The sequence below is a fragment of the Flavobacterium sp. Root420 genome (assembly GCF_001427905.1).
In the GTDB taxonomy this organism is placed as follows: Bacteria; Bacteroidota; Bacteroidia; order Flavobacteriales; family Flavobacteriaceae; genus Flavobacterium.
On the sequence record NZ_LMEF01000030.1, the window covers coordinates 213,786 to 226,015 of the forward strand.

At 35.3% G+C, this 12,230-nt stretch carries 6 protein-coding genes; all 6 read left to right on the plus strand.

The annotated features are described in order from the left end of the window. Window positions 1-97: 97 nt before the first annotated feature. Entirely contained in the window at window positions 98-2,809 is a 2,712-nt protein-coding gene (locus ASC72_RS18350; protein WP_241775753.1) for a substrate-binding domain-containing protein, read from the plus strand. A gap of 230 nt (window positions 2,810-3,039) precedes the next feature. After that, complete coding sequence (locus tag ASC72_RS18355) at window positions 3,040-4,398, plus strand: sugar porter family MFS transporter (RefSeq protein WP_056194168.1); 1,359 nt, start codon at window positions 3,040-3,042, stop codon at window positions 4,396-4,398. Beyond that, window positions 4,361-5,968 (plus strand): glycoside hydrolase family 32 protein, encoded by a 1,608-nt coding sequence (locus ASC72_RS18360; RefSeq protein ID WP_056194171.1) that lies wholly within the window; start codon window positions 4,361-4,363, stop codon window positions 5,966-5,968. Before ASC72_RS18355 ends, ASC72_RS18360 begins: the two co-directional genes overlap by 38 nt. Before the next feature lie 18 nt (window positions 5,969-5,986). Beyond that, window positions 5,987-9,091, plus strand: coding sequence for a TonB-dependent receptor (locus ASC72_RS18365; RefSeq protein ID WP_056194173.1), 3,105 nt, complete (start codon window positions 5,987-5,989; stop codon window positions 9,089-9,091). Window positions 9,092-9,112: 21 nt separating this feature from the next. Continuing rightward, entirely contained in the window at window positions 9,113-10,804 is a 1,692-nt protein-coding gene (locus ASC72_RS18370) for a RagB/SusD family nutrient uptake outer membrane protein (protein WP_056194175.1), read from the plus strand. Window positions 10,805-10,823: 19 nt separating this feature from the next. Then, window positions 10,824-12,221 (plus strand): DUF4960 domain-containing protein, encoded by a 1,398-nt coding sequence (locus tag ASC72_RS18375; protein ID WP_082564359.1) that lies wholly within the window; start codon window positions 10,824-10,826, stop codon window positions 12,219-12,221. Window positions 12,222-12,230: the final 9 nt, after the last annotated feature.

Genomic DNA, 12,230 nt, shown 5'->3' on the forward strand with positions numbered 1-12,230 from the left:
ATTATTTTGACAAGTTATCTGTTTCGGAAGATATTGTAAAATTCTTTTTATTTACATTAATTCTTAGTTCATGTATCAATTTGTAAAATATATTTTGATGCTTATTATAGTATCATTAAGTTTAGTTTCCTGTAAACAAAAACAAGGAGATAAAATAAAAGTCGGGTTTTCTCAAGCTATGGCTACTGATGATTGGCGCAAGCAAATGAACAGTTCGATAAAAATTGAAGCTTCATTACGACCTGAAGTTGATCTGACCATTAAAGATGCTAATAACAATATCGAGAAACAAATTGAAGATATTGAAAGACTCATCTCTAATAAGGTAGATGTCATTATTGTATCTCCAATTCAATCTAAACCTTTAACAGCAGTTGTCGAAAAATCGATAAAAGCCGGAATCCCGGTTCTTGTAGTAGATCGGAAAATTGACGGCGAAAATTACACCGCCTATCTGGGAGCTGATAATATTGAAATTGGCAGAATTGCCGCCCGATATATTATTTCGCACAGTAAAGGTTCTGGTAAAATTATAGAAATTACAGGAGCAAAAGGCTCATCACCCGCGTATGAGCGCAGTCTGGGATTTGAGCAGATAATTAATGAAAACAAGCGTTTCAAAATAGAAAACACTATCCAGGGTGATTGGGAGGGAGAATCGGTTAAAGCACCTTTAAAAACAATTCTTTTACAAAATCCGAACGTCGAATATATTTTTGCCCATAACGACCGTATGGCATTAAGTGCGTGGGAAACAGCTAAAACTGTTGGACTAGAGAAGAAAATTAAATTTATTGGTGTTGATGGACTCAATACGGTTAATGGTGGAATAGAATTGGTGAAAAGTGGTGTTTTAGACGGAACTATTTTGTATCCTACAGGAGGAAACGAAGCCTTGAAATTGGCTTTAAAAATGTATAACAAGGAACCGATTTCTAAAAATAATATTCTAAATACAATTGTTATCGACAAGAATAATGCTGAAATTATTGAGAATCAAATGGATAAAGTTGATCAGCAGCAAGCCGTTATCGAGTCACAACAAGGAGCAATAAATGTACAGGAAAGAGAATACGCTTCACAGAACAATCTGGTTCGATTACTGAGTTTTTTCTTAGTGATTATTTTGAGTTTGACGATTTACAGTATTTATTCGACTATTTCTATTTCAAGAAAGAAAAAACAGCTCGAAAGAATTAATCAAACGGTAATCGATCAGAATAATGAAATTCAGGAAATGGCAAAAATAGCTGAAAGAAGTAATGAAGCCAAATTGAATTTCTTTACCGGACTTTCGCATGAATTTAAAACGCCGATAACTTTGATTATGAGTTATGTGGAGTCGTTAATTGAAAATGAAAAAATTAAAGGAACCGCGCTTATTGACGAGGTAAAACTGATTCATAAAAATTCGAATAGATTGTTGCGTTTAATTAATCAGTTGTTAGATTTTAGAAAAATCGAAGAGCAAAAGTTTACGTTAAGAGCTTCAAATACCAAGATATATGATTTTACAAACGAAGTAATGACCAATTTTAAAGGCGAAGCTGCCCGAAGAAATATTGATTTTCAGCTTACTTGCAAAAACAAAAATCTGGAATTATTTATTGATAGGGGTCTGATGGATAAAGTGTATTTTAATTTGCTTTCTAACGCCTTTAAATTTACACCCGATAACGGAAAAATAAACATTTCGATTGTCGAAAATCAGGACAATACGGTTAAAATTAGTTTTAAAGATTCCGGAATCGGGATACCTGAAAATGAATTGTCTAATGTTTTTAATCCGTTTTTCAGAGCTTCAAATAATAATAAAAACAGCTCAGGAATCGGACTTCACCTGTCAAAAGAATTTGTGCTTTTACATCAGGGAACAATTGAACTTAAATCAAAGCAGGGAAGCGAGTTTGTAATTACGCTATTAAAAGGGAATAGTCATTTACAGCCTTCTGAAATGATTAATAAAGCCGAAAATCTAAATATAACTCCAAATTTAATATCAGATAATTTAGATATTGAAGCTGATTTAAATGAAGTAAATATAATTTCTGAATCAGAGAAACATACACTTTTGATTATAGAAGACAATATCGATTTGGTTACATTTTTAAAAGCTAAATTATCAAACGAATATGTGGTTCATACTTCAGACGGAAGTGATGCTATAGAAAAAGCAATGGAACTTGTCCCGGATATCATCATTTGCGACATTAATTTGGTAGACAAAGACGGTTATGAAATTAGTAAAGAATTGAAAAAGGATTTAAGATCTTCGCATATTCCCATTATTATTTTAACGGCGCAAAGTAACAAAGAATCTGTTTTAAAAGGATTGCAAAGCGGTGTTGATCAATATCTTACAAAACCTTTTAGTCTCTCTATTTTAAAACAATCTATTTCTGGTTTGCTTTTCAACAGAGAAAAACTACGTTATTATTATACCAATAATATTTATCGTATTGAACCTGAATCTAAATTTGGCAATCAGGAGCAATCTTTTATTACTAAAATGAATGATATTATTAAGATGAATGTCGATAATCCTAAGTTCTCTGTAGAAGATTTAGCTGATAAACTTGGTGTCTCCAGAGTTCAATTGTATAGAAAGGTAAAAGCTATTATCGGAATTAATATCAGCGATCATATTAATAATGTAAAATTGGAGAAAGCAGCAGAGCTTTTAAAGTCAAATAATATGAATATTTCTGAAATTGCGTACTCACTTGGATTCTCTTCTCCAAACTATTTTTCTACAGCTTTTAAGAATAAATTTGGAATTTCACCAAAGGAATACAAATCTTCCAATTGATATTCGTTTAAAATTGATACAATTCGTGTATCAATTTTAAACGCAATGTAACAAAATCGAAACTACACGGTTTTCGTAAATAAATTTTAAATCATGTAAAGCCTTATAAACAAAGGTTTTATAGTTTATATGCCAAACTATCAATAATTATAGAATTAAATTGTAACATCATTAAAAATAAGTTGTTTTTTTTGCGGATATCTTAGCAACAAGTTTTTAATACATCTACAATGAATAAGATATTGATTTGGTCTGTTACTGCTGCACTGGCAGGTTTTCTATTCGGTTTTGATACCGTAGTTATTTCTGGAGCTGATAAACAACTACAGCTTCTTTGGCATTCATCTGATGCTTTTCATGGTTCTGTTGTTATGGCAATGGCACTTTGGGGAACTGTTGTAGGTGCTATTTTTGGAGGAATCCCAACCAATAAGATAGGTCGTAAAAAAACACTATTCTGGATCGGGATTTTATATTTCATTTCAGCTGTAGGTGCTGCTTTTGCAAATGATCCATTTGTATTTGCTGCTTTCAGATTTATTGGAGGTTTAGGTGTTGGTGCTTCAACCATTGCTGCTCCGGCTTATGTTTCTGAAATTGCTCCGGCTGACAAACGCGGACGATTAGTCGCTTTGTATCAGTTTAATATTGTATTGGGAATTTTAATTGCCTTTATATCCAATTACTTTTTAAAAGATATTGGCGAAAATGCCTGGCGTTGGATGGTAGGAGTACAGGCAATTCCATCTTTTATTTACGTCCTTTTTATCCTTACAATACCAGAAAGCCCAAGATGGTTATTATCTAAAAACCGCGATGAGGAAGCCCGCAAAGTATTATATAAAATTGATCCGACTACAAATCTTGAAGATATTATGGATGATTCAAGAGAAAATGGTGTGACCAAACATGAAAATATCTTCATGAAAAAATACCGTTTTCCGTTAATGCTGGCCTTTTTAATTGCGTTTTTTAATCAGTTTTCAGGAATCAATGCCTTTTTATATTACGCGCCAAGAATTTTTGAAGAAGCAGGTTTAGGACAAAATACAGCTTTATTAAGCAGTATCGGAATCGGGATTACGAATCTTATATTTACTTTAATCGGAGTAGCATTAATTGACAAATTAGGAAGAAAGTTGTTAATGTACATTGGTTCTATTGGATATATTATTTCTTTAGGTTTGGTCTCGGCTGCATTTTATTTCAATTGGGGAGGATTATCAGTACCCATTTTCCTTTTCTTATTTATCGCTTCTCACGCCATTGGTCAGGGAGCTGTTATCTGGGTTTTTATTTCAGAAATTTTCCCAAATCACATTCGTGCATCGGGACAGGCTTTTGGAAGTTCAGTACACTGGGTTTTAGCCGCGATTATTCCCTCTTTAATTCCAATGTTATTTTCAGAAATTGGCCCGGAAGTCGTATTCTTAATTTTTACATTAATGATGGTGCTGCAATTACTGTTTGTAATTTTTATAATGCCGGAAACTAAAGGAATATCCTTAGAAGTATTAAGCGAAAATCTAACCAAAAAAAATATCAAAAAAAATGAAATCAAAGAAACATCTACCGCTGGCATTTTATAGTGCTATACTACTATCGATAGGAGGCTGTAAACCCTATTCAGCTGTTGCACAAACAACAGTAGCTACGGTTTCAACTTCTACTGAAGAGCAAATGTACCGTCCTAATTTTCATTTTACACCAAAAAAAGGCTGGATGAATGATCCTAACGGAATGTTTTATGCCAACGGACTATATCATTTGTCTTATCAACATTATCCTGACGGAAATAAATGGGGGCCAATGCATTGGGGACATGCAGTCAGCAAAGATTTAATTAAATGGGAAGAACAGCCCATTGCTATTTACCCGGACAATGACAAATATATTTTTTCGGGAAGTTCGGTTGTAGATACAAACAATACTTCTGGCTTAGGTACCGGAAAAACAGCTCCAATTGTTGCGATTTATACTTTGCATGATATGACAAAGGAAAAAGAAAACAAAATTGATGTTGAGCAGCAGGATATTGCCTATTCGAATGATAACGGTTTTACATGGCAGAAATTTAAGGAAGGAAATCCTGTCATAAAAAACCCTGGAATTCGTGATTTCCGTGACCCAAAAATGACCTGGGATGAGACCCACAAACAATGGATATTAGTTTTGGCAGCTCAGGACAGAGCTCAGTTTTATAAATCGAAAGACCTCAAAAGCTGGGAATACTTGTCTGATTTCGGAAAGAATATCGGAGCTCACGGAGGTGTTTGGGAATGTCCGGATTTCTTTCAGATAAAAGTAAAAGACAGCAAGGAAAACAAATGGGTTTTAATTCAGAGTTTAAATCCGGGTGGAGCAAATGGCGGTTCTGGTACACAATATTTTATTGGAGATTTTGATGGAACGACTTTTACACTAGATCAAAATTTTGCCAAAAGAGTAGAACAGGAAAAAGCCGTTTGGATTGATTACGGAAAAGATAATTATGCAGGAGTAACCTGGAATAATGTTCCAAGTGCTGACGGACGACGATTATTTATTGGATGGATGTCTAATTGGGATTATGCACAGCAAGTTCCTACTAATGCATGGAGAAGCAGTACGACAATTGCCCGTGAAATTCAGTTAATCAAAAAAGGAAATGACTATAGTTTGGTTAGCAATCCGGTAAAAGAAATCAATAAATATGTTTCTAAAACGATCAAAGGGAAAAATCTAAAAGGAAAAGGGAAGCTTTCGATTCCTGAAGCAGGAAAAATTGATTTAACTCAGGCGATTGTCAATTTTAATTTAAAAAACTTAAAAGAGGATACCTACATTTTTACACTTTCAAACGCAGCCGGAGAATCTTTGGCTTTCGGGATCAATAATTCAGATCATTATTTATTTCTGGATCGTTCGAAGGCAGGAAAAAACGATTTCTCAGAAAAATTTGCTTCAACAATTACTAAAGCAGCTTTAGACGGTAATCAAAAAGAGGGTGTTTTTAAAATCATTTTAGACAAAACCTCTATTGAAATATTTTACAACAATGGCGAAAAAGTAATCACCGAAATCTTTTTCACAAAACAGCCATTTACATGTATGTCGGTTTCTTCAAACGAAGGAATTGAATTGAGCAACCTCGTACTTAACCAATTAAAAATAAACTAACTAAAAACCACTAACCTCATGAAAAGTAAAATTATTTATTTTCTATTTTTCTTCTTTCCAATGCTGATTATGACAGCACAGGAAAGCGGAATTAAAGGAACGGTAATCTCGTCAGATGACGGAATGCCACTTCCGGGAGCAACCATAATTATTTCCGGAACGAATACCAGTACAGTAACAGATTTTGATGGAAATTTTTCTTTCGGAAATATAAATTCAGATGCAGTAATTGTTGTTTCTTTTATCGGTTACGCGCCACAGTCGATTCCCGTTAAAGGACAAAAAACACTCAATATAATTTTAAAAGTAGACAACAATCAATTAAATGAAGTTGTTGTAACAGGATACTCCAAACAAAAGAAAACAGATATTACCGGAGCAGTTGCTGTTGTAAACATGAAGGAAGTCATGAAACAGCCTGAGCCAAACCCAATTAAAGCGTTACAGGGAAGAGTAGCGGGGGTGAAAGTTTCGTCTGACGGATCTCCGAGTGGAGGAAATACAAAAGTGGTAATTCGTGGAGTTGGAACTTTAAACAACACAGATCCTCTTTATGTAATTGACGGAATGCCAACCAAATCAGGAATGCACGAATTAAATTCAAATGATATTGAATCTATTCAGGTTTTAAAAGATGCTTCCTCAGCAAGTATTTATGGTTCTCGCGCTTCAAATGGAGTAATTATCATTACAACCAAAAAAGGGAAAGAGGGTAAAATGAGAATCAATTTTAGTACTTATACCTCAATTTCTGATTATTCCAGAAAACAGGAAGTACTGAATGCCAATCAATTTGGTGAAGCTTTATGGCAGGCAAATATCAACGACGGATTAAATCCAAATAATAATAACCTGCGTTATCAATTTGATTGGTCGGTTAACAATAATAAACCAGAGCTAAATAAAGTTTTGGTTCCGGAATATTTAGATGCTGCTCAAACTCTGAAAGCTTCTAATACAGACTGGTACGATGCCATTTCGCAAACCGGAATAGCAAATTCTTATGATTTATCAGTTTCAAACGCATCAGACAAAGGAAGCTATGTTTTTTCATTAGGTTATTATGGAAGTGAAGGTGTTGTAAAAACAACCGATTTTGAAAGAATCTCGGCCAGAATGAATGGTTCTTATAAATATTTTGATGGTAAATTGGTTATCGGAGAAAATTTTAGTTTGAATCGTACCAACGAAGTTACAGATCCGGGAGTTTTAGATCCTGCACTTCGTGCTTTGCCAATTATTCCGGTACGAACTGTTGACGGAAAAGGCTGGGGCGGGCCTGTAGGAGGAATGAATGACAGACAAAACCCGGTTCGTCTTTTAGAATATAATAAAGACAATAAATACGATTATTTACGTCTTTTTGGAAATATGTATGCCGATTTAGAGATTATCAAAAATCTTCATATCAAGAGTAGTTTTGGTATTGATTACGGGTCTTATAAAAAACGCACTTTGCAAAGAAGTTACCAATCTGGGTATTTGCAAAATGATCAGACATCAGTTACAATTGACCAATCGGTGAGCGATAAATGGACCTGGACCAATACGGCAATTTATAGCCTGAATTTTGGAAAAAGTAATTTGAATTTAATGGCAGGAACCGAGATGTATAAAGATGTTTTTGACACGACAACTTTACGTAAAAATGATTTTTTGATCGAAACACCAGATTATATGTATCCTGATGCAGGAACAGGAGAATCGTTTACAAGCGGAACTTCAACCGTATATTCATTGCTTTCTTATTTTGGAAAGGCAGATTATGAGTTTGATAACCGTTATTTGCTTTCGGCTACCATTCGTCGTGACGGTTCTTCTCGTTTTGGTAAAAACAATCAATTCGGAACTTTTCCGGCAGTTTCAGCAGGGTGGAGAATCAGTAATGAAAGTTTCATAAAAAATAATGCACCTGCTATTTCAGATTTAAAATTACGTGTAGGATGGGGACAAACCGGAAATCAGGAAATTAGTAATACTGCCGTTTACAGTTTGTATTTGGCCAGTTATGCAGGTGGAAGCCCAACCTGGGCCACGTCTTACGGAACAGCTTATGACATTGCAGGAAACGGAAACGGATTACTTCCTTCCGGGTTTATTGCAACACAATCTGGAAATGATGATTTAAAATGGGAAACGACTACGCAAACCAACATTGGTTTAGATTTCGGATTATTCAAACAAAAATTAAGTGGTTCTGTTGATTATTATATCAAGAAAACGGAAGATATCCTGGTTTTACCGCCTTATTTAGGAGTAATTGGCGAAGGTGGAAATCGTTGGGTAAACGGTGCTTCGATGGAAAATGAAGGATGGGAAGTTTCTTTAGGATACCATGATGAAACGGCATTCGGATTAAAATATGACATTTCGGCTAATATTTCTGCAAACAAAAACAAGATTACAGAATTGCCGGATGAAGTGAAAAATAATTATGGAGGAGACGGATTAAATGATAATATTTTAGGTCGCCCGATTAACTCTATGTACGGTTATGTTACTGACGGATTATTTAAAAGTCAGGACGAAGTTGATAACTCGGCCAATCAGGAAGGAAAAGGTCTTGGAAGAATTCGTTATAAAGATTTAAACGGTGACGGAACTATTACGGATAAAGACCGTACCTGGATTGGAAATCCAAACCCGGGTCTGTTGTATGGATTTAATTTAGGATTAGGATATAAAAATTGGGATTTCACCACTTTCTGGGAAGGCGCAAGTGATGTTGAGGTGATTAACAATACCAAATATCAAACTGATTTCTGGAGTGTTGATGACGTAGGTTCTAACAAGGGAACACGTTTGTTAAATGCCTGGTCTGTAGACAATCCAAATTCTACGATTCCGGCTTTAACTACAGTCGATAGAAATGCAGAATCTAGATTTTCAACTTATTATGTGGAAAATGGAAACTATCTTAAACTGCGTGTTTTGCAATTTGGTTACAGTCTGCCAAAAGATTTGTTGAAAAGAATGAATTTCGAAAGCTTTAGATTGTATATCAGTGGACAAAATTTACTGATCATTGATGCTAAAAACTTTACAGGTGTAGATCCTGAGAATGCTGGATTTGGATATCCTCAGCCAACGACTTTTACCGCTGGTCTTAGTTTTACTTTATAATAAAGATTAAATCAAAAAAACATGAAAAAAATACTATATATAACAGGGTTTTTAGTGCTGGGAGTAATGGCATCCTGTTCTGATTTTCTTGAAAATGATCCGCGTGGTGTGTTGTCTGAAGAAGATATTGTAACGCCTCAGTCGGTAGAAGGATTTATGAATGCAGCTTATGCACAGTTAGGAAATGATCATTATGATTCACCTTATAGTTTGTGGCCATTTGGAAATGTGCGTTCTGACGATGCTTACAAAGGTGGAAGCGGAACTAATGATATTCAGGATTTTCACTTTTTTGAAGTTTCGAATAATATCAGACCGGATTTTGGTGAATTAGATAACTTCTGGTACATCAGTTATGTTGGGGTTTCCAGAGCGAATAAAGCCTTAAAGGCATTAGAACAAATTTCAGAAGCCGATTTTCCGTTAAAGAAAACTCGTATAGCCGAGATGCGTTTTTTAAGAGGACATTTTTACTTTATGCTTAAAATTATGTTCCGAAATGTTCCTTACATCACAGAAGATATTCCGGTAGAAGAGTATAAAACCATTTCAAATAAGGCACTTTCAAACGAAGAACTTTGGAATAAAATTGCGGAAGATTTTCAGGCTGCCGCCGATAATTTGCCGGAAACTCAACCGCAAGTTGGCCGTGCGACTCAAAAAGCAGCTTATGCTTATTTAGCAAAAACCCGTTTGTATCAGGCTTATACGCAAGACGAAACGTATAAAGTTACAGGAATCAATCAACAGCATTTGCAGGAAGTAATTGCAGCGACTGACAAAGTAATAGGTAAAGCAAGCTTAGAGCCAGATTTTGCTAATAACTTTTTACCTGGAACTTTTGAAAACGGAGCAGAATCGATTTTCTCAATTCAATTTTCAGATAACGATGGAACTCTATACGGAAGATTAAATTTTTCAGATGTCCTTTCAACGCCTCAGGGTTTAGGATGCTGCGATTTTCATAAACCAAGTCAAAACTTAGTAAACGCTTTTAAAACGGGTACAAATGGTTTGCCTGAATTTGACACTTACAACAACCAGGATTTTGATTATAAAAATATAGATGCTAATACGGTTGATCCAAGATTGTATCATACTGTTGCCATGCCAGGCTTGCCTTATAAATATGATCCGGAATTTTTATATGTTGAAGCCTGGGTAAGATCTCCGGGAACGTATGGCTATTTTGCTTCATTAAAAGAAAATGTGGCGCCAAGCTGCAGCTGTGTGGTGAATATTGATCCTTTTTATGGAAATTCAAAAAACAGAATCCAAATTCGTTATGCCGATGTGATCTTGATGCGTGCTGAAGCTTTGATTGAATTAGGAAGACAATCAGAAGCTTTGCCATTAATCAATCAAATTAGAGAGAGAGCTGCTCAAAGTACCGGAAGACTTCCGTATGTGAACAACTTTAAAATCAATACGTATGTTAACGGAGTTAATTGCAACTGGACACAGGATTTTGCCCGTAAAGCAATGCGCTTCGAACGTCGTTTAGAATTGGCTATGGAAGGAAATCGTTTCTTTGATTTAGTTCGTTGGGGAGTAACAGATCAGGTACTGAATGACTTTTATGCTGGAGAAAAAACGAAGCGCACTTATTATCAGGATGCCTTTTTTGATGCACATAAAGAAGAGTACTGCCCAATTCCGTTGAAGCAAATTAATTTCAGTCAGGGATTGTACAAACAAAATCCAGGTTATTAATCTTTTAAAGATCATTAGTATGAAAAAACATATAAATAAATATTGGACCAAAGTGTCTGTGATATTGTCATTGCTTTTTATGATTACTGCCTGCGAAAATAGCTTTGAGAGTGGCGGTTTTGATGTCAATTCACCTTCTAATGTTACTTCATTTAAAATAAATGGAGTAGCAGGAGAAATTGATCAGAAAACAGGAAAAATTAATGTAACAATGCCTTATGGATCAGATATTACTGCTGTAAAACCTGAAATTGTTTTACAGGCAGGAGCAACATCAAATCTTGATATAACAGTGCCAGTCAACTTTACAAATCCGGTAACATTTAGAGTTGTAAATGGTAATTTGTTCAAAGATTACACCGTAACGACGGTAGTTTTGAGCCCAATTAAGAGTTTTAAAATCAATGGAGTTGCTGCAACAATCAATGATATGAGCAAAACTATTACAATGACTTTACCTGAAGGTACCAATTTGAAAACACTTCAACCTGTAATCGAATTAACCAATGGTGTTTCTATTTCCCCTGCTTCTGGAGTTACGATTGATTTTAGCAATCCAGTAACTTTTGTGGTAACATCTAACGGAAAGAGTGTGAATTATACGGCTAAAGTTGGAGTTCCGGTAACAGGATTGGTAGTTGCTTTTTTAGGGACTGCTGCAACAAGAGCTGAAATTACAAATATGGATGAAGTTACCGCTGCTAATTGGTTCTTTTCAACTTTTAGCGGAGCCAAATATATTTCTTTTGACAGCGTTCAAAACGGTGCCGACTTAAACGATGTTGACGTAATCTGGTGGCATTTTGATTCGGCAGCGACTTTACCTGCAATTGCCTATAAACCTGCTGTCATTACTTCCTTAAAGAATTTCAGAACTAACGGAGGGAATTTACTTTTGACATCTTTTGCTTCTCAATATGTAGATGCTTTAGGAATTGTTCCTTCAGGAAAAGGGCCGAATAATGTTTTTGGAGATTTTCCTCCAAACGGATTTGTAGATGCAAACTCTTGGGGAATGTCATTTAAAGGGCATGAAAATCACCCCATTTTTGAAGGGTTAACAACTTATGAAACAGGGAAAGCTAATTTATTGCAAGGCGGAACTTTCAGACTAAACCATACTGGATGGTGGTTTGTACCGGAATGGGGAGGTTATGTTAATGGAGAAGGCTGGAGAAACCAAACAGGCGGAACCAATTTAGCCAGTGAGGCCTGGGATAATAATCTTGACGGAAGAGTGACTATTGCAGAATTTCCAAACAGCGCAACCAATAAAAATGTGGTCGTAATTTCGATGGGAGCCTACGACTGGTATAACGAAACCAATAGCAGCGGTGTTCCAAGCCAGGCTAATGAATTCATTAATAATATTAAGCTTTTGACACAAAACAGTATTAATTATCTGGCTAAAAATTAATTTACTTTG

What these genes read in the sequence shown, in the direction of transcription:
- ASC72_RS18350 (WP_241775753.1), top strand. Translation starts at nt 98, where the DNA reads ATGCTTATTATAGTATCATTAAGTTTAGTTTCCTGTAAACAAAAACAA.
- ASC72_RS18355 (WP_056194168.1), top strand. Translation starts at nt 3,040, where the DNA reads ATGAATAAGATATTGATTTGGTCTGTTACTGCTGCACTGGCAGGTTTT.
- ASC72_RS18360 (WP_056194171.1), top strand. Translation starts at nt 4,361, where the DNA reads ATGAAATCAAAGAAACATCTACCGCTGGCATTTTATAGTGCTATACTA.
- ASC72_RS18365 (WP_056194173.1), top strand. Translation starts at nt 5,987, where the DNA reads ATGAAAAGTAAAATTATTTATTTTCTATTTTTCTTCTTTCCAATGCTG.
- ASC72_RS18370 (WP_056194175.1), top strand. Translation starts at nt 9,113, where the DNA reads ATGAAAAAAATACTATATATAACAGGGTTTTTAGTGCTGGGAGTAATG.
- ASC72_RS18375 (WP_082564359.1), top strand. Translation starts at nt 10,824, where the DNA reads ATGAAAAAACATATAAATAAATATTGGACCAAAGTGTCTGTGATATTG.